The 16,464-nt window shown below is 72.2% G+C and carries 17 protein-coding genes, 1 other RNA gene and 1 pseudogene; 7 read left to right on the top strand and 12 right to left on the bottom strand.

The window, feature by feature from the left end; translation table 11 throughout:
- Window positions 1–165: 165 nt before the first annotated feature.
- The gene (locus tag ACGFU6_RS11575; protein WP_393610310.1) at window positions 166–924 is read right to left on the bottom strand and encodes an SDR family NAD(P)-dependent oxidoreductase; all 759 of its coding nucleotides are present in this window, start codon (window positions 922–924) and stop codon (window positions 166–168) included.
- 144 nt (window positions 925–1,068) lie between these two features.
- Between ACGFU6_RS11575 and ACGFU6_RS11570 the strand changes: the two genes are divergently transcribed.
- A complete protein-coding gene (locus tag ACGFU6_RS11570) occupies window positions 1,069–1,704 on the top strand; it encodes a TetR/AcrR family transcriptional regulator (protein ID WP_393609938.1) in 636 nt (211 codons plus the stop codon).
- Between the two features lie 85 nt (window positions 1,705–1,789).
- Here ACGFU6_RS11570 and rnpB read toward each other — a convergent pair.
- From rnpB to ACGFU6_RS11555, 3 genes are all read right to left on the bottom strand, one after another.
- An RNA gene (rnpB, locus tag ACGFU6_RS11565) (RNase P RNA component class A) lies at window positions 1,790–2,191 on the bottom strand.
- Between the two features lie 61 nt (window positions 2,192–2,252).
- Window positions 2,253–2,822: a Uma2 family endonuclease gene (locus tag ACGFU6_RS11560; RefSeq protein ID WP_393610308.1), complete on the bottom strand. Its 570-nt coding sequence runs from the start codon at window positions 2,820–2,822 to the stop codon at window positions 2,253–2,255.
- A gap of 115 nt (window positions 2,823–2,937) precedes the next feature.
- Window positions 2,938–3,462 (bottom strand): TetR/AcrR family transcriptional regulator, encoded by a 525-nt coding sequence (locus ACGFU6_RS11555; RefSeq protein WP_393609936.1) that lies wholly within the window; start codon window positions 3,460–3,462, stop codon window positions 2,938–2,940.
- A 138-nt stretch (window positions 3,463–3,600) separates the two neighbouring features.
- Here ACGFU6_RS11555 and ACGFU6_RS11550 point away from each other — a divergent pair, with 138 nt between their 5' ends.
- On the top strand, window positions 3,601–4,341 hold the full coding sequence (locus tag ACGFU6_RS11550; RefSeq protein WP_393609935.1) for a MerR family transcriptional regulator: 741 nt from the start codon (window positions 3,601–3,603) through the stop codon (window positions 4,339–4,341).
- Window positions 4,341–5,201, top strand: a complete 861-nt coding sequence (locus ACGFU6_RS11545; protein WP_393609934.1) for a hypothetical protein — start codon at window positions 4,341–4,343, stop codon at window positions 5,199–5,201. Before ACGFU6_RS11550 ends, ACGFU6_RS11545 begins: the two co-directional genes overlap by 1 nt.
- Here the strand turns inward: ACGFU6_RS11545 and ACGFU6_RS11540 are convergent.
- Window positions 5,152–5,301 (bottom strand): annotated as a pseudogene (locus ACGFU6_RS11540) (RNB domain-containing ribonuclease); the annotation flags it as partial. The gene ACGFU6_RS11545 and the pseudogene ACGFU6_RS11540 sit on opposite strands and share 50 nt — an antisense overlap.
- A 206-nt stretch (window positions 5,302–5,507) precedes the next feature.
- Between ACGFU6_RS11540 and yaaA the strand changes: the two are divergent.
- Together yaaA and eda are read left to right on the top strand one after the other, a co-directional pair.
- Window positions 5,508–6,308 carry a peroxide stress protein YaaA gene (gene yaaA / locus ACGFU6_RS11535; protein WP_393609933.1) on the top strand — a complete coding sequence of 267 codons (801 nt, stop codon included), beginning with the start codon at window positions 5,508–5,510 and terminating at the stop codon, window positions 6,306–6,308.
- Window positions 6,309–6,401: 93 nt separating this feature from the next.
- The gene (gene eda / locus ACGFU6_RS11530) at window positions 6,402–7,022 is read left to right on the top strand and encodes a bifunctional 4-hydroxy-2-oxoglutarate aldolase/2-dehydro-3-deoxy-phosphogluconate aldolase (protein ID WP_393609932.1); all 621 of its coding nucleotides are present in this window, start codon (window positions 6,402–6,404) and stop codon (window positions 7,020–7,022) included.
- A 221-nt stretch (window positions 7,023–7,243) separates the two neighbouring features.
- Here eda and ACGFU6_RS11525 read toward each other — a convergent pair whose 3' ends face one another.
- The 4 genes from ACGFU6_RS11525 to ACGFU6_RS11510 form a co-directional block, all read right to left on the bottom strand.
- Window positions 7,244–8,470 (bottom strand): bifunctional RNase H/acid phosphatase, encoded by a 1,227-nt coding sequence (locus ACGFU6_RS11525; RefSeq protein ID WP_393609931.1) that lies wholly within the window; start codon window positions 8,468–8,470, stop codon window positions 7,244–7,246.
- Entirely contained in the window at window positions 8,470–9,213 is a 744-nt protein-coding gene (locus ACGFU6_RS11520; protein ID WP_393610306.1) for a zinc ribbon domain-containing protein, read from the bottom strand. Before ACGFU6_RS11520 ends, ACGFU6_RS11525 begins: the two co-directional genes overlap by 1 nt.
- Complete coding sequence (locus ACGFU6_RS11515; RefSeq protein WP_393609930.1) at window positions 9,210–10,046, bottom strand: Nif3-like dinuclear metal center hexameric protein; 837 nt, start codon at window positions 10,044–10,046, stop codon at window positions 9,210–9,212. Before ACGFU6_RS11515 ends, ACGFU6_RS11520 begins: the two co-directional genes overlap by 4 nt.
- 85 nt (window positions 10,047–10,131) lie before the next feature.
- The gene (locus tag ACGFU6_RS11510; protein WP_393609929.1) at window positions 10,132–11,166 is read right to left on the bottom strand and encodes an ABC transporter substrate-binding protein; all 1,035 of its coding nucleotides are present in this window, start codon (window positions 11,164–11,166) and stop codon (window positions 10,132–10,134) included.
- A 197-nt stretch (window positions 11,167–11,363) separates the two neighbouring features.
- Between ACGFU6_RS11510 and ACGFU6_RS11505 the strand changes: the two genes are divergently transcribed.
- The gene (locus ACGFU6_RS11505) at window positions 11,364–12,818 is read left to right on the top strand and encodes a hypothetical protein (protein ID WP_393609928.1); all 1,455 of its coding nucleotides are present in this window, start codon (window positions 11,364–11,366) and stop codon (window positions 12,816–12,818) included.
- 138 nt (window positions 12,819–12,956) lie between these two features.
- A complete protein-coding gene (locus ACGFU6_RS11500) occupies window positions 12,957–13,130 on the top strand; it encodes a hypothetical protein (RefSeq protein ID WP_393609927.1) in 174 nt (57 codons plus the stop codon).
- 122 nt (window positions 13,131–13,252) lie between these two features.
- On the opposite strand, the gene ACGFU6_RS11495 is transcribed toward ACGFU6_RS11500, so the two are convergent.
- From ACGFU6_RS11495 to ACGFU6_RS11485, 3 genes are read right to left on the bottom strand one after another with little or no spacing between them, the layout of a single operon-like run.
- Entirely contained in the window at window positions 13,253–14,194 is a 942-nt protein-coding gene (locus ACGFU6_RS11495) for a 3-oxoacyl-ACP reductase (RefSeq protein ID WP_393609926.1), read from the bottom strand.
- 47 nt (window positions 14,195–14,241) lie between these two features.
- On the bottom strand, window positions 14,242–15,318 hold the full coding sequence (locus tag ACGFU6_RS11490) for a Zn-dependent alcohol dehydrogenase (RefSeq protein ID WP_123526348.1): 1,077 nt from the start codon (window positions 15,316–15,318) through the stop codon (window positions 14,242–14,244).
- A 49-nt stretch (window positions 15,319–15,367) separates the two neighbouring features.
- Window positions 15,368–16,240 (bottom strand): MaoC/PaaZ C-terminal domain-containing protein, encoded by an 873-nt coding sequence (locus ACGFU6_RS11485; protein WP_393609924.1) that lies wholly within the window; start codon window positions 16,238–16,240, stop codon window positions 15,368–15,370.
- Between the last annotated feature and the right edge of the window lie 224 nt (window positions 16,241–16,464).

Raw genomic sequence — 16,464 nt, 5'->3', positions numbered from 1 at the left:
GAGCGGCCCCCGGTTCCGCCGTCGCGCCCGATTCGCCGGCGCCCTGCGCCCGCCGCGCGACCCGGACGCGCCGGAACCGGACGAAGACGGGACCGGTGCGGCACGCATCCGGCCCGTCGTTGCCTGCGGCCCGGCACAGGCTCGCCCGCCCGGTCGGTCGGTCGGTCAGAGGAGGGCACCACCGGAGACTTCGACGCGCTGGGCGGTCATCCAGCGCAGACCCTCGGACGCCAGTGCGGCGATGGCGTCGCCGATCTCCTCGGGTTCGCCGACGCGGCCGAGCGCGGTCTGCCCGGCGAGGCCCTGGCGCATCTCGGCGTCATCCCGCATGGCACCGCCGTTGAAGTCGGTGGCGGTCGGCCCCGGGGCAATGGAGTTGACCCGGATGCCGCGGGGGCCGAGTTCTGCGGCCAGAGTGCGGCTCAGGGCCTCGACGGCAGCCTTCGAGGCGGAGTAGACCGAGGTCGCGGGACTGGTGTGGCGAGTCAACGACGAGGAGACGTTGATGACGCGGGCGCCCTGCGCCAGCAGCGGCACAAGTGACTGGATGAGGAAGAACGTGCCCCGCACGTTCGTGCCGAACACCGCGTCGAAGTCGTCGGCCGTGACAGCTTCCAGCGGGCCGAAGAGACCCACCCCCGCGTTGTTGACCACGATGTCGAGCCGCGAAGCCCCCCAGCCCCCCAGCAGTTCACTCAGCTCGGAAGTGAAGGCTCCGAAAGAGGAGACGTCGCTGATGTCGAGACGCACGACAGCGGCAGTCCCGCCCGCGGCTTGCAGTTGCCGCACCGTCTCCTCGGCCCCGGTCGCATCACCGCGATGGGTGACCACGACCCGCACTCCGCTCGCCGCCAGGGCAAGAGCCGCACTCCGGCCCAGGCCACGGTTGGCCCCGGTCACCAAAGCGATCCTGTCGACTGTCATCAGCTGCTCCCTCATCGCAGGGCACCCGCGAGAGGGCGGGCACCCCAGCCCGAGGCGAGTCGCTCGACTCGCCTCCCTTCGAACCGTAGACATGCCAGAGAGGCGAGTCAAGTGACTCGCCTCGGGCTGGGGCATACTGCACGCATGGCAGCAGAGCTCTCCACACATCACCGCCGGCTCGCGCAGCAAAAGCGTGAGGCGATCATCTCCGCAGCCACGGACCTCTTCCTGAACCGCGGTTACGACGGCACTTCCCTCGCCCGCATCGCCGAAGCGGCGGCAGTCTCGAAGTCCACCCTGTTCAAGCAGTTCCCCACCAAGGCAGCCCTCTTCGAGGCCATCGTCACCGAGTCCTGGCAGCGCGACGCCGCAGGCGCTGTCGCACGGCCTCAGGCCGGCGACCTGCGTTCCGGCCTGACCTCCATCGGCCTCCGCTACGCCGACCTGATCGGCCGGCCCGGCATGACAGCCCTGTTCCGCATCGTCATCGCCGAGCTGCCCCGCTTCCCCGAACTGGGACGGATGCAGTTCCAGCTCGGCAAGCTGCCCTACTTCGCCTCGGTGCAGCACTACCTGGAGTCGGAGCACGAGGCCGGTAACGCCGACGTCCCGGACGCCGAGAGCGCCGCCAACCAGTTCCTCGGGATGATCGCCAACTACGTCCTGTGGCCCCGCATGCTGCTGACCGACTGGAACCCCGCACCCGCTGACATCCGCTACACCGTCGAGCAGGCCGTAGAGACCATGCTCGCCCGCTGCACCTCCGATCGGCCAGCCTGATCCGAAGCCGGAACTCGTACGCCGGTACTGGGTGCTGGAAGATGTTGAGAGGTGAGCTTCCCTCGCAGGTCAGGGAACTGGCAGGCAGACGAGTCGGGCTGTACGCCGGGTTCTGTCGCCCGGTCGCCTCGCGGCGGCCGGGGAGACGGCCATCCATCTAGGACCGGCATTGCTGCCGGTCTCGTGCGGTCTACCCGCGAACTCGGGCGGGCAGCCCTCGGACGTTCGCGCAGAGCCGTCTTGCGACGGCCCCTCTTGACCTTGCTCCGGGTGGGGTTTACCTAGCCGCCTGAGTCACCTCAGGCGCTGGTGGTCTCTTACACCACCGTTTCACCCTTACCGAGGACCGAAGTCCAAGGCGGTCTGTTTTCTGTGGCACTGTCCCGCGGGTCACCCCGGGTGGCCGTTAGCCATCACCCTGCCCTGTGGAGCCCGGACGTTCCTCGGGAGGGTCCGAAGATCCTCACGCGGCCGTCCGCCCGGCTCGTCTGCCGTGGCGCCCATGCTACCTGCACCACCGGGGCCGGCCGACAGGGCGAACGGGCGGCTCAGACGAACGACTCGGTCTCCAGATCGAGCGTGAAGGGCGCCGGGAGCCGGATCGACTTCCCGAACGGAACCGTGCAGTGCTGGCGGTAGTCGTCCCCCTGTGGGTCGCTGAACAGGGTCACCGAGGACTCTTCGCGATCGACCAGGAGGTAGAGGGGAACGGGCCCCCGGGCGTAGCAGTGGCGCTTGCCGGTGCGGTCGGCGGCGGGTTTGGACGAGGTGACCTCGACGACCAGGGCCACCCCCTCACAGGGCATCCACGGATCCGCGCCCCGGTACAGACGCAGTTCGGTGGGTGCGAAGGTGCCGTCGGGGATGGCGTGGTTCTTGGGACACCCGCCACCGCTGCGCAGCTTCAGGCCCTTGTTCCCGGAGAAGTCCATGTCGGTCCGGGCCAGCCTGATCACTTGCTTCATGATGACGCTGATGTAGTCCTCATGATCCCCGTCCGGCGGCGGCGTCACAACAATTTCCCCCTCGATCAGCTCGGCCCGGAAGCCCTCCGGCGTATCCAGCGCCAGGAAGCCCTCAAGCAGGACTTCCGCCTGCGAGAGCGGTTCGTGCGGCATGGCAGACATGTCACGCCCCTTCCTCGGTCGCTCGCCAGAATGGGACATCGGGGAATCCGCCGTCCGTGAGATGGGAATGTTTCCCCCGATCGTGGCACAGCAGGGCGCGCACGTGTCAGAGGCGGCCCGGGGCGAAGGCCGCGATCCCCGCCGTCCACGCCGCGGCCACCTCGCCCGCGGGGAAGCGGCCGTTCAGTTCCATCGTCACCATGCCGTGGGCGAAGGCCCAGGCCGCGCGGGCGCGGTCCGCGTCGTCCGCCAGGGCCCGGAACAGCGGAGCCGCGGCACGCTCCTCCAGGTCCTGCGGGAGCGGGCGGCCGGTGGTGAGGCGGTAGAGGTGGGGGTGGGCCAGGGCGTGGGTGCGGTAGGCGTCGGCCAGGGCCGGGAAGGAGCCCGGGGCGGCGGACTCCGCCGCTTCGAGGGCCTCGGCCGTCTCCCGGAGCATCACCCCGGCCAGGGCGTTCACCACCGAGGACTTGTCCGGGAAGTGCTTGTAGAGCGAGGGCGCCGTGATGCCCACACGGGCGGCGAGGCGGCGCATGGTGAGCGCCTCCGGGCCCTCCCGCTCCAGGAGCACGCGCGCGGCGGCGAGGATCTCGCGGGCGCGGTCGGTGACGGTCGGGGCCGCGAGATCGGTCATTCCGGCTTCCTCTCCTACGGGCTCGGGGTGCGGGGCCGAAGGCGCGATCGTACGAGACGGGGAACGGTGCGGCAGGTACCAGGGGTGCGTGGCCCGGCGGCTTGACCTTGCCGCAGCGTCAGGGTTTCTACTGGCCCTATGCGCATCGGAGAGATCGCCGCGCTCGTCGGGCTCACCCCCAGGGCCGTGCGGCACTACCACCAGATCGGCCTGCTGGCCGAGCCCGCCCGCCGGGCCAACGGCTACCGCGTCTACACCGTGCGCGACGCCGTGCTCCTGGCCCGGATCCGGCGGCTCAGCGAGCTGGGGCTCGGCCTGGACGAGGTGGCGGAGGTGCTCGCCGGGGACGCCGGGCGGCCGCTCGGGGACGTACTGCGGGAGCTGGACGAGGATCTGGCGCGGCAGGAACGGGAGATCCGGGAGCGGCGGCTGCGGCTGGCGCGGCTGATGGAGGGGCCCGCGACCGGAGCCGGGCCCGTGTCGCCCGCGCTGGCCGCGCTGCTGGCCGCCGGTCCGGTCACCGACTCACCGGCCGCCGCCAAGGACCGGGAGCATCTGGAGCTGCTGGACTCGGCCGTCGGCGACAGCGAGGTCTTCACCGCGATGCGCCCCCTGGCCGCCGATCCGGCCGTGCTCGCGCTGTACCAGGAACTGGACGCGCTCGACGCGGCCCCCGCGGACGATCCGCGCATCGGGCCGCTGGCCGACCGGATGCTCGCGCTCCTGCCGGACGAGGTGCTGGCGGCGATCCCCGGCAACGGTCCGGTGGTGACGGGGTTCGGCGAGGCCCTGCTGGCGGACTACCCCGCCGCGCAGGCGGAGGTGGTGCGCCGGGTGATGGTGGCGCTGACGGAGCGGATGAAGGGGAGGTCGAAGTGATGAGCGGGGTACGGGGTGCGCGGCTGGCGGTCGCGGCGGTGCTGCCCGCCGAACTCGCCCTGGTGGTATGCCTGCTGGCCGGAGTACCGATACCGGGTGTGGTGCTGGCGGGTGTGGAGGGGGTCGTTCTCCTGGCCCTCGCGCTGGAGGCCGTCGTGCTGGCGCGGCTCTGGCGGGCGGGGCGCCGGGCGGGTGCGGGTCGGCGGGAGGCGATGGGAGGGGCCCTGCGGACGGTCGTGCCCGTGGGGGTGCGTCGGCTGTTCGCGCACGAACTTCGGGCCCTGCACAGTCTGGGCCTGTGGGTGCTGCGGCGTCGCCACGCCGTACCGGAGTCGGCGCTGGCCGTCCCGTACACCGGGCCGCAGACCGCGATGATGTACGGCCTGGTCTTCGTCTCCGTGGTGGAGACGGTGATGCTGGCGCTGCTGATCCCCTGGCCGGCCGTGCACCGGATCATGCTCTTCGTGGATGTGTACGGGGTGCTGCTGATCCTCGCCATGCATGCCGCCTGCGTGACCCGGCCGCATGTCGTGGACTCCGACGGTTCGCTGCGGATCCGCTACGGGGTCCTGTTCGACCTGCGGATCCCGGCCGCGTCGATCGCGTCGGCGCGGGTGGAACGCCGCTACCCGGAGGGCCGGCTGGTCCAGCTGGGCCCGGACGGCGTACTCGATCTGGCGGTCGGCTCGCAGACGACGGTGACGGTGGAGCTGACCGCACCGCTCGGCTTCGTGCGGCCGCTGGGCGGTCGCGGGCAGGCGGGTACGGTCCGCTTCCACGCCGACGACCCGCGCGCCGCGGTGGCCGCGCTCACGCGGGCGCGAACAGCACCTTCGACGAGCCAGGGTCCGCCTGCGTGAGCCGGACCCGCAGCCGTTCCCCGAGCGGGAGCGGGGTGCTGCCGCCCTCGATCCGGGCGACGATCGCCGGGTCGTCGATGTGGACGGTGCCGGTGGCGGGGCATGGACCGAGCGTATGGCGGGGCGGGGCGGGCGGCATCCCGGGTGCGGGGAGGGCGGGGGCAGGAGTGCGGGAGGGCGGGGGCGGGACTCCCCGTACGCTGGCGCGAGGGGTCTTCACGGACCCGGGCGACGCCGCCGGGAGCCGTGGGCCGGTCCGCACCACCGGTCGCGCCCCCTTTTCCGTACGTACGAAGGAGAACCGCCGTGCTCGTGCTGTTGCCGCCCTCCGAAGGAAAGGCCGCCTCGGGGCGGGGAGCGCCGCTGAAGCCGGAGTCGCTGTCGCTGCCGGGCCTGGCCCCGGCGCGGGCCGCCGTGCTGGATGCCCTGGTGGAGCTGTCCGTGGCGGACGAGGAGAAGGCCCGTGTGGTGCTGGGGCTGAGCGAGGGCCTGCGCGGCGAGATCGCGAAGAACGTCGAGCTGCGGACCGCGGGCACCCGTCCGGCCGGGGAGATCTACACCGGGGTGCTGTACGACGCGCTGGACCTGGCGTCCCTGGACACCGCCGCCCGCCGCCGGGCCGGGAAGTCGCTGCTGGTGTTCTCCGGGCTGTGGGGCGCGGTGCGGGTGGGCGACCGGATTCCCTCCTACCGCTGCTCGATGGGGGTGAAGCTGCCGGGGCTCGGGGCTCTCGGGGCGTACTGGCGCACGCCGATGGCGGAGGTCATGCCGGAGGCGGCCGGGGACGGGCTGGTGCTGGACCTGCGGTCGTCCGCGTACGCGGCGGCGTGGAAGCCGAAGGGTGAGGTGGCCGAGCGCACGGCGAGCGTGCGGGTGCTGCACTCCCAGCTGGTGGACGGGGTGGAGAAGCGGTCGGTGGTCAGCCACTTCAACAAGGCCACGAAGGGCCGGATGGTCCGCGACCTGCTCCGGTCGGGCGCCGCGCCGAAGGGACCCGGCGAGCTGGTCGGCGTCCTGCGTGATCTCGGGTACGTGGTGGAGGCCGAGGCGCCCGCACGGGCCGGGCGGTCCTGGGAGCTCGATGTCGTGGTGACGGAGATTCACTGACGCCACGGAGATCCGGTGGGCCGGATCGAGCACGCGTTGCAGCATGCGCAACGCGCGTTGCGTGGAGTGCGGTCTTCGCGGCAGGATGAGGGCATGACCTCCTCCGTGCTGGACCTTGCCCCCGTCGTGCCCGTCGTCGTCCTGGAGGACGCCGCCGACGCGGTGCCGCTCGCCCGTGCCCTGGTCGCGGGCGGGCTCCCGGCGATCGAGGTGACCCTGCGGACGGCCGCCGCCCTGGACGCGATCAAGGCCATCGCGGCGGAGGTGCCGGACGCGGTGGTCGGCGCGGGAACGGTGATCTCGGCGCGCAACGTCTCCGACACCGTGGCCGCGGGTGCCCGGTTCCTGGTCAGCCCCGGCTGGACGGACGCCCTCCTGGACGCGATGAAGGCGTCCGGGGTGCCGTTCCTGCCGGGCGTCTCGACGACGTCCGAGGTGGTCGCGCTGCTGGAGCGCGGGGTCACCGAGATGAAGTTCTTCCCGGCCGAGGCGGCGGGCGGCACGGCCTATCTGAAGGCCCTCTCCGCCCCGCTCCCGCAGGCCCGGTTCTGCCCGACCGGCGGCATCTCGCTCGCCTCGGCACCGTCCTACCTGGCCCTGCCGAACGTCGGCTGTGTGGGCGGCAGCTGGATGGTGCCCGCCGACGCGGTGGCGTCCGGCGACTGGGCCCACGTGGAGCGGCTGGCCGCCGAGGCGGCGGCGCTGCGCGGCTGAACACCGCTCGGGACATCTGGCGCGATTTCGCGCGCATGCTCCCCGGCAGCCGGGGCACGAGTCCTTTCAGGGACACGTGACCCGGACTCCGGGTGACCCGGGTTCCGGCAGGCAATCCCCCGGCCCGCCGGAACCGCCTCGGCCCCATCGGCCTCCCCCCGCCGATGGGGCCGAGTGCCGTCCGGGGGCGGGTGCCGTTCAGCGCCGGCCGCTCGCGGCGGTCAGCGGAGGTGAGACGTGTCGTTCAGCAGCCGTAGGGAGGCGTTGCCGTCCGCGTAGTACGCCACGGTCGACAGCGAGGCCGCCGACAGCTCCATCCGGAACAGCGACTCCGGCGGTGCGCCGAGCGCCAGCCGGACCAGGGTCTTGATGGGCGTGACATGCGTGACGACGAGCACGGTGCGCCCCGCGTAACGGGCGGTCAGGCGGTCGCGGGCGGCGGCGACGCGGCGGGCGACCTCCGCGAAGCTCTCACCGCCACCGGTCGGCGCCGCCTTCGCCGAGGCGAGCCAGGCGTCCAGGTCGGCGCGGTGACGCTCCCTGACCTCACCGAACGTCAGCCCCTCCCAGGCGCCGAAGTCCGTCTCGCGCAGACCCTCCTCGATCCGGACCTCCAGGCTCAGCCGGGCCGCCACCGCACCGGCCGTCTCGCGGCAGCGCAGCAGCGGGGAGCTGACGATCTCCTGCACCGTGCCCCGGGCGGCGAACGCGTCGGCCGCGTGGGCGGCCTGCTCCCGGCCGGCGGCGGAGAGCTCGGGGTCGGTGCCGCCGCTGCCGGAGAACCGCTTCTGCGGGGTGAGGGCGGTCTCCCCGTGCCGCAGCAGGAGGAAGGTGGCGGGCGCGCCCAGATCGGGGGCGGCGCCCCAGCCGACCTGCGGGGTTGCGCCGGAGGCCTGCGGGGTTGCAGCGGAGGCCTGCGCGGTTTCAGTCGTCTGTGTGTCAGCCGTCTGCGGGGTTGCTGCGGCGGGCCGGTCCAGGGCGGCCGTCGAGGACGACGGCTCCCACTGCCTGCCGCGCTTGCCCGCGTCCATCGCCTCGTTGGCGAGCCGGTCCGCGTGCTTGTTCCGCTCGCGCGGGATCCACTCGTAGGTGACGGCGGACGCCGGAAGGATCCGGGCGGCCTCGGCCGCGAGCGGCTTCATGTCCGGGTGCTTGATCTTCCAGCGCCCCGACATCTGCTCCACGACCAGCTTGGAGTCCATCCGGACGTGCACCTGCGGCCCGCCGTCGGCCCCGGCCTCCGGCACCAGGGCCTTCGCCGCACGCAGACCGGCGATGAGGCCCCGGTACTCGGCGACGTTGTTCGTCGCGACGCCGATGTACTCGGCCGCCTCGGCCAGCGTCTCCCCCGTCACCGGGTCGATGACGACCGCACCGTAGCCGGCGGGCCCCGGGTTGCCCCGGGAGCCGCCGTCGGCCTCGATGACGAACCGGCGCGCAGGGGTCACTACAGACCCGAGTCGGCGGTGCGGACCAGGATGCGGTGGCAGTTCTCGCAGCGCAGCACCGTGTCGCGGGACGCGGCCTTCACGTCGTTGACCTCGGTGATGTTGAGCTCAAGGCGGCAGCCCTCGCAGCGGCGCTGGTAGAGGCGGGCGGCGCCGACCCCGCCCTGCTGGGCGCGGAGCTTGTCGTACAGCTTGAGCAGGTCGGCGGGGACGGAACCGGCGACGACCTCGCGCTCCTTGGTGATCGTCGCGCGCTCCTCGTCGATCTCGTTCGTCGCCGCGTCCCGGCGGGCGGTCGCGTCGTCGACCTTCGCCTGGACGGCGGAGACCCGGTCGGTCAGCTCGGTGACCCGCTCCTGCACGGACTCCCTGCGCTCCATGACCTCCAGGACGACGTCCTCCAGGTCGCCCTGGCGCTTGGCGAGCGAGACGATCTCCCGCTGCAGGCTCTCCAGGTCCTTGGGCGAGGTGACGCTGCCGGAGTCCATCCGCTGCTGGTCGCGGGCGGCGCGCTGGCGCACCTGGTCCACGTCCTGCTCGGCCTTGATCTGCTCGCGTGCGGTGTCGCTCTCCTCGGTCGTCGAGGCGACGAGGAGGTCACGGAGTTGGGCGAGGTCGGTCGTGAGCGACTCGATCTCGGCGTGCTCGGGAAGGGTGTCGCGCTTGTGCGCGAGCTGGGAGAGGCGCTGGTCGAGGGCCTGGACGTCGAGGAGTCGGATCTGGTCGGCGGGCGCGGCGTTCAGTTGGGGGCTCCAGAAGAGTGGTGGGTGGTCCAGGGGTCGGTGACCTGCTTCGAGACATGGACCCGCAGGTCCCATCCGTGGCGGTCGGAAATCGCGTCGAGCTGTGCCGCGGCCTGTTCGCACCACGGCCATTCGGTGGCCCAGTGTGCGGCATCGACCAGGCCGAGCGGCGAGTGCTGGACGGCCTCGGAGGCCGGGTGGTGGCGCAGGTCGGCGGTGAGGAAGGCGTCCACACCCGCCGCGCGGACCGCGTCGAAGAGGCTGTCGCCGGACCCGCCGCTCACCGCGACGGTGCGCACGACGGCGTCCGGATCGCCGGCCAGCCGGATGCCCTGCGCGGTGGCGGGCAGCCGGGCGGCGGCGCGGGCGGCGAACTCACCGAGGGTCTCGGGGCGGCCGAGCGTGCAGATCCGGCCGAGTCCGCGACGCCCGGCGGGGTCCGTCGGGTCCGGCACGAGGGGCCGCTCGACGCGCAGGTCCAGGGCGCCGGCGAGGGCGTCGGAGACGCCGGGATCCGCGGAGTCGGCGTTGGTGTGGGCCACGTGCAACGCGATGTCGTGCTTGATCAGCGTGTGCACGACCCGGCCCTTGAAGGTGCCGGCCGCGACCGTCGTCGTACCGCGCAGATAGAGCGGGTGGTGGGTGACGATCAGCTGGGCGCCGAGCTTCAGCGCCTCGTCGGCGATGTCCTGTACGGGGTCGACCGCGAAGAGCACCCGGTCGACCTCGGCGTCCGGATCACCGCAGACGGTGCCGACCGCGTCCCATCCTTCGGCCCGCTCGGGCGGCCAGAGGGCGTCGAGCTCGGAGATGACTTCAGACAGACGGGGCACGGAGGAAAGGCTACCTGTCCTCCGTGCCCCGCAGTCCATGGCCGCCGCGACCCGTGGGGCCGGACCGGCGGCCGGTCATGAATCGTTACTTCACCAGGTCCGCGCGGAGGTCGTCCAGGACCAGGTTGGCGGCCGTGACGCCGAGACCGAGGTACCAGGTCTCGTCGGAGACGTTCTTGGCCCGCCCCTCCTTGACCGCGGTGAGGTTCTTCCACAGCGGGTTGGACTGGGTGGTGTCGCGCTTGGTGGCCTTCGGCGCGCCGTAGACGCCGGTGAAGATCCAGTCGGCGTCCGCCTCGTCGATCTTCTCCGGGCTGATCTCCGCGGCCAGCTCGTTGATCTGCTGGTTCTTGGGCCTCGGCAGGCCCGCGTCGTCGAGGATCGTGCCGATGAAGGAGGCCTTGGCGTAGAGGCGGATCTTGTCCGGCAGGTAGCGGACCATCGAGATGGTCGGCTTCTTCGGGCCGACGTCCTCGCCCAGCTTCTTCGCGTTCGCCTCGTAGGTGCCCAGCTCCGACTCGGCCTTGGCGGTCTTGTCCAGCGCCGCGGCGTTGAGGAGGTAGTTCTCCTTCCAGGTGAAGCCGGGGCGGATGGAGAACACGGTCGGCGCGATCTTGGACAGCTCGTCGTACTTGTCGGCCGCGCGCAGCTGGCTGCCGAGGATCAGGTCGGGCTTCAGGCCCGCGATCGCTTCGAGGTTGAGGTTGTTGATCGTGCCGACGCTCTTCGGGTTGCCGGCGTTCTTCTTCAGATAGGAGGGGATGGCCGCGTCGCCCTCGGAAGGGGCGTAGCCGACCGGCTTCACACCCAGCGAGACCACGTTGTCGAACTCACCGACGTCGAGCACGACGACGCGCTTGGGAGCGGCCTTGAGCTCGGTCTTGCCCATGGCGTGCGTGAGGGTACGGGGGAACGTGCCCGCCGGGGCGTCGGTCCCGTACTCCGCCGTCTTCTTCGCCGCGTCACCGAAGTCCTTGCCGCCCGTCGCGACCGCGGCCTTCTTCTCGCCACCGGCCTCGGACTTGCCCGAGCCGCCGTCGTCGCTTCCACAGGCCGACAGGGACAGGGCGGCGACAACGGCCAGGCCGACTGCGGCGGTGCCGCGGCGTCGAAGGGACATCACTTGCTCCAGTTGCGGATCACACAAATAAGACTTAGGGGTGCCTAACCTTAGCCACGCCCCCATCGCGAAGCACACCCACCCCCTCCCCCTCAGGCGAATACGGGCATCGCCACCCATATGTGTGAAGTGACGGGTCTCGTGTTGTTCGGCAGGAAGTGCGAAAACTAGCTTCGGTGGCCGGAGGTGACGAGTCGATGACTGCCTGTGCCATCGAGGACGGGACCGCGGCGGCGGTCGAAGCCGGCGAGACGGCGGAGACGGTGGAACCGGGGTCCGACGAGACGAACGACGAGACGACCGGGAACGGGGAGCCCCCGGATCCGGCGACGGACACGGCGCGCGACGCCGCGACGGACCCGACGCCGGAAGCGGAAGCGGCCGATCCGCCGGACCCTCAAGTCCCGCAGATCCCGTTGGTCCCGTTGGTCCCACCGGTACCGGAGCAACCGCCCGCTGAAACGGTCCTGCCGACACCCGCGTTCACCATCACGGCGAACGGCGCGTACGCGGCCCGGCTCACCACCGCCCGCGTCGGGACGACCGGAGCCGGAGAGGCGAGCGCCCACACCGGCGTGAGCGCCTCCGCCGACCCGGCCTGGTTCCCGGAGCGCTGGACGCTGGACGGCCCCGAGCCGTACGCCGTACCGCTCCCCCTCAACCAGCCGGAGGACGCCGCGTCCCAGGTGCTGCCGCTCGCCGACGGGCGGGTGCTCATCCGGCGCCGGGTCGCGGACGGGCACACCCTCTCGCTGCTCTACCCGACCGGCCCCGGCACCGGCGAACTGCTGCTGGGCGCGGTCGAGTGCGAGGAGCTGACCCTGCTGCCGCCCTCACCGGACGGCGTCAGCGCGTACGCCCTGTCCACCGGTGAGTACTCCACCGGGCTCTGGCTGGTGGCGGGCGGCCCGGCCGGGCCCGAGCTGGTCGTGGAGCTGCCGGGACGCTGCTCGGGCGGGGCCTGGCTGGACCGGGCCGGACGGCTGCTGGCCCTGGACCGGGAGCCGGCCGGGGGCGGCCCGGTGAAGGCGGTCGCGGTGGACCTGGGGCGGGGCGCCGAGATGACACCGCTGCTCCAGATCGCGCCGGAGAGCGACGACCGGCTGCTGCTCGCCGATCCGGACAGCGGTCTGCTGCTGATCCGCTCCGACGCGCCGGGGCACGACCGGCTCGGCTGGGGGGTGCTGGGGAGCTGTCTTCCGGTGCGCTTCCCGGAGTGCCTGCGGCTGCCCGATGTCGCGGTGACGCCGTTCGCCGTGCAGCCGGGGCAGATGCTGATGCCGGAGAGCTGCGCGGTCGCCCTGCGGATCGACGGGGCGACGGGCAGCTGGCTGGGGGTGTGGCGGCCGGCCGGCCGCCGGCTGCACCAGCTCCCGGTGCCCGGGGGGTGGCTGGCCGGCAGCGGCGTCTGGTCCCGCGAGGGCGTGCTGGCCCTGCCGTACGCCAACGGGGAGACGGACTGCGCGGTGGCGTTCCTGACGGCACCGGCCGATGTGGACCCCGTCCCGGGACCGGCTCCGGCTCCGGCTCCGGCTCCGGCAGGACATCCCGGAAGCGGGATGCAACCGTCCGGGGCCGGGGTGCCTCCTTCTGTGTGCAGGCCGGTTCCCCTGGGTCAGGCTCCGCTCGTGGGGCGTTCCACCAGTAGCTAGACCCATCGGTCTAAAGTTGGGCCGGGGGCTCACGCATTCGCGCACCGAGGTTGCCGACGGTGACCGCTTCCCGGGTGGCGGTGGCGTGATGACCCCGGAGACAAACACGTAAGCGATCACAACGGGGTGACTTCCCACATGTCTGAAGCCCGAACCGACACGACCCAGACGCGTCCGCCGGGGGCGGACGCGAAGCGGGCCGAAGCCGGTGGCTCCGGAAAGCACCGAGGGGGTGTGGCGCCGGACGACTCGGCAGCACAGCCGCTCGGCCGCCACCGCCGCACCTCCGAGGAGGAGAGCAGGGCGGCCTGACCGCCGGAACATCAACGAGGGAAACGGGGAAAGGGAGGGCCCCCGCAGCCGGCCGGCTGCGGGGGCCCTCCCCTGTGCTTCCCCTGCGCTTCCCCTGTGCTTCCCCTGCGCGCAGCGGCCGGTCAGCCCCGCTTCAGGCCGAGCACCTCCGCTGCCGCGAAGGTCTCGTTCGCCGGGCGGTCCGCGTAGTACGGCGAGATCAGCTCGTCCAGCTCGTCGAAGGAGAACGTCTCCTTCGACGCGTCGAACTTCGCCGCCACCTTGGGCCGTTCGACGATCGCGACCATCCCGCCGTGCACCACGAGGAGCTGCCCGTTGACCTTGGCGGCCGCCGGGGAGGCCAGATAGCCGACGAGCGGTGAGACGTGCTCGGGTGCGAGCGCGTCGAGCCCCCCGTCCTGCGGTTCCTGGAAACCCGCGAAGACGTCCTCGGTCATCCGGGTCCGGGCGCGCGGGCAGATGACGTTGGCGGTGACGCCGTACTTGGCCAGGGCCAGCGCGGTGGAGGTGGTCAGCCCGACGATGCCGCCCTTGGCCGCCGCGTAGTTGGGCTGGCCCGCCGAACCGGCGAGGAACGCCTCGGAGGAGGTGTTGACGATCCGGCCGTAGACCGGTCCGCCGGACGCCTTGGACCGGGACCGCCAGTGCGCGGCGGCGAAATGCGTGGTGTTGAAATGGCCCTTGAGGTGCACCCGTATGACCGAGTCCCACTCGTCCTCGGTCATCGAGAAGATCATCCGGTCGCGCAGGATGCCCGCATTGTTGACCAGGATGTCGAGCTGTCCGTACGTGTCGACGGTCAGCTCGACCAGGGCGCGGGCCTGCTCGTGGTCGGACACGTCACCGAGGTGTGCGACCGCCCGGCCGCCGGCCGCCCGGATCTCCGCCGCGACCTGCTCGGCGGGCGCGGCGGACGCGTCGCCGGAGCCGTCGCGGCCCGGCTGCCCGTAGTCGTTGACGACGACGGCCGCGCCGAGCCGCGCCAGTTCCAGCGCTTCGGCGCGGCCGAGGCCTCGGCCGGCGCCGGTGACGATCGCGGACAGTCCGTCCAGGGGAAGTGACATCGGATCTCGGGGTCCTCTCGGGAGGGGGCGGGGCGGTGACGCGGGGGTCAGAGTTCGATGCAGGTCCGCAGCGACTCGCCGGTCCGCATCTGGTCGAGGGCGTCGTTGATGCCGTCGAGCCGCACCCGGTGGGTGATCATCGATTCGAGGTCGATGCGGCCGGCCCGCCAGAGCGCGATGGCCCGCTCGTACGACCGGAGCACGTCCCCGCCCCCGTACATGGAGGGCAGGATGCGCTTCTCGTCGAAGAACAGCTCGAACATGTTGACCTGGAAGTTGTCGTCCATGGCGCCCGCGCCGACGACGCAGAGGGTGCCGCCGCGCCGGGTGTTCTCGTACGCGGTGCGGGCGGTGACCGACTTGCCGACGACCTCGAAGACGTAGTCGAAGCCCTCGCCCGCGGTGATCCGTGCCTTGGCGTCGGCGAACGCCTCGGGCGACACCGCCTCCGTCGCGCCGAACCTCAGCGCCGCCTCGCGCCTGGATTCCACCGGGTCAACGGCGACGATCTGGGCGGCGCCCTGCACCCGGGCGCCCTGGATCGCGGAGATGCCGACGCCGCCGCAGCCGATCACGGCCACCGACGAACCGGCCTCCACCTGGGCGGTGTTGATGGCCGCGCCGAGTCCGGTGGTGACGCCGCAGCCGATCAGCGCGGCGATCTCGAAGGGCACGTCGTCGGGGATCGGCACCGCGCAGTCCGCGCCGACGACGACCTCCTCGGTGAAGGTGCCGGTGCCGGCGAAGCCGAAGACGTCACCGCCGGGGCGCTTGAAGTTGGGCGTGCCCGCGTTCATGAACCCGGCCAGGCACAGGTGGGTCTGGCCTCGCTTGCAGGACGCGCAGGCGCCGCAGGCGGGCAGCCAGCAGACCAGCACCCGGTCACCGGCGCTGAGTCCGCTCACCCCGTCGCCGACGTCGAGCACCTCGCCCGCGCCTTCGTGGCCGGGGACGAAGGGGGCGGGCTGCGGCAGCACGCCGTTCATCGCGGAGAGGTCGGAGTGGCACAGCCCGGTGGCCCGGATGCGGAGCCTGACCTTGCCGGGGCCGAAGCCCACCGCCTCGACGTCGTCGAGCACTTCGAGCTTGTCCTGGCCTGTCTCGTGCAGTACGGCTGCGCGCATGGTGCGGCTCCCCTCGGGGTCGGTACGTGCGGTAGGTGCGGTACGTGCTTCAGGAGTGCTCGACGAGCGTGTCGGCGAGGACCGGCGCGTCGTCGCGTTCGGCGGCGGTCACCAGCGCCTGGACCCGGCCGTCACCGGCCCACATCCGGATGCGGAGGGTCTCGCCGGGGAAGACGATCCCGGCGAACCGGGTGCGGTAGGAGGCGATGCGGGACACCTCGCCGTCCAGCAGGGTGTCGGCCACCGCCTTGAGCGTCATCCCGTAAGTGCAGAGCCCGTGCAGGATCGGCCGGTCGAAGCCGGCCAGCTTGGCGAACTCCGGGTCGGCGTGCAGCGGGTTCCAGTCCCCCGACAGCCGGTAGAGCAGCGCCTGCTCCGGCCGGACCGGCCGCTCCACCACCCGGTCCGGCTCGCGGTCCGGCAGTTCGAGCCGCTCCGACGGGCCGCGCTCACCGCCGAATCCGCCCTCCCCGCGTACGAAGATCTGGGCGTCGTTGGTCCACAGCGGTCCGTCGTCGTCGGTGGCCTCGGTACGCAGGACGAGGACCGCCGCCTTGCCCTTGTCGTACACGGCGGCGACCTTCGAGGTCTGAACGGCGCTTCCCTTGACGGGAATCGGCCGGTGCAGCCGTACGGACTGGCCGCCGTGCAGTACGGCGGCGAGGTCGACGTCGACCCCGGGCGCCGCGAGGCCGCCGGCCATCGCGAGGCCGGCGCCCGCGACGGTGGCGAAGCTCGGCAGGACGTGGAGCCGGGACTCCAGCGTGTAGCGCAGCTCGTCCGGGTCGGTGGCGTCGTCCGGCCGGCCGGGGGCCGTACCCGCCCCGAGACCCAGGTGGTAGAGCTGAACGTCCTTGTGGTCCCAGCTGATCGAGGTCGGGCGGGGTTCGGCGGCAACCGCCTCTGCGGCATCAATGGGCATGGGAAAGCTGCTCCTTGATGGTGGGAAGACCTCGGCGCGGCCGTCCGCACCGTCGGCCGCACCGAGGTCGTGCGGGACCGGAAGCCGCATCCGTTCTAGAACGCGTTCTAGCCGGTGGCCCTATGTATAACGCAGCACCGAGCAGTTGTGAAGACCACTGACGTAGCGTCAGATCACCTTGTGTACAAGCGATCCGGCCGCTCCGAACCCCACCGGCCCGTTCC

This window comes from Streptomyces sp. NPDC048462 (assembly GCF_043200175.1).
In the GTDB taxonomy this organism is placed as follows: domain Bacteria; phylum Actinomycetota; class Actinomycetes; order Streptomycetales; family Streptomycetaceae; genus Streptomyces.
The sequence above is the reverse complement of the archived record's forward strand: the minus strand, read 5'-3'. Positions and strand labels throughout refer to the sequence as shown.

Excerpts from the sequence above, each read along its gene's own strand:
- ACGFU6_RS11495 (WP_393609926.1), bottom strand. The coding sequence starts at position 14,194 with ATGTCACTTCCCCTGGACGGACTGTCCGCGATCGTCACCGGCGCCGGC.
- ACGFU6_RS11545 (WP_393609934.1), top strand. The coding sequence starts at position 4,341 with ATGAGCGGGGTACGGGGTGCGCGGCTGGCGGTCGCGGCGGTGCTGCCC.
- ACGFU6_RS11490 (WP_123526348.1), bottom strand. The coding sequence starts at position 15,318 with ATGCGCGCAGCCGTACTGCACGAGACAGGCCAGGACAAGCTCGAAGTG.
- ACGFU6_RS11500 (WP_393609927.1), top strand. The coding sequence starts at position 12,957 with ATGTCTGAAGCCCGAACCGACACGACCCAGACGCGTCCGCCGGGGGCG.
- eda (WP_393609932.1), top strand. The coding sequence starts at position 6,402 with ATGACCTCCTCCGTGCTGGACCTTGCCCCCGTCGTGCCCGTCGTCGTC.
- ACGFU6_RS11510 (WP_393609929.1), bottom strand. The coding sequence starts at position 11,166 with ATGTCCCTTCGACGCCGCGGCACCGCCGCAGTCGGCCTGGCCGTTGTC.
- ACGFU6_RS11555 (WP_393609936.1), bottom strand. The coding sequence starts at position 3,462 with ATGACCGATCTCGCGGCCCCGACCGTCACCGACCGCGCCCGCGAGATC.
- ACGFU6_RS11560 (WP_393610308.1), bottom strand. The coding sequence starts at position 2,822 with ATGCCGCACGAACCGCTCTCGCAGGCGGAAGTCCTGCTTGAGGGCTTC.
- ACGFU6_RS11575 (WP_393610310.1), bottom strand. The coding sequence starts at position 924 with ATGACAGTCGACAGGATCGCTTTGGTGACCGGGGCCAACCGTGGCCTG.
- ACGFU6_RS11505 (WP_393609928.1), top strand. The coding sequence starts at position 11,364 with ATGACTGCCTGTGCCATCGAGGACGGGACCGCGGCGGCGGTCGAAGCC.
- ACGFU6_RS11485 (WP_393609924.1), bottom strand. The coding sequence starts at position 16,240 with ATGCCCATTGATGCCGCAGAGGCGGTTGCCGCCGAACCCCGCCCGACC.
- ACGFU6_RS11570 (WP_393609938.1), top strand. The coding sequence starts at position 1,069 with ATGGCAGCAGAGCTCTCCACACATCACCGCCGGCTCGCGCAGCAAAAG.
- ACGFU6_RS11550 (WP_393609935.1), top strand. The coding sequence starts at position 3,601 with ATGCGCATCGGAGAGATCGCCGCGCTCGTCGGGCTCACCCCCAGGGCC.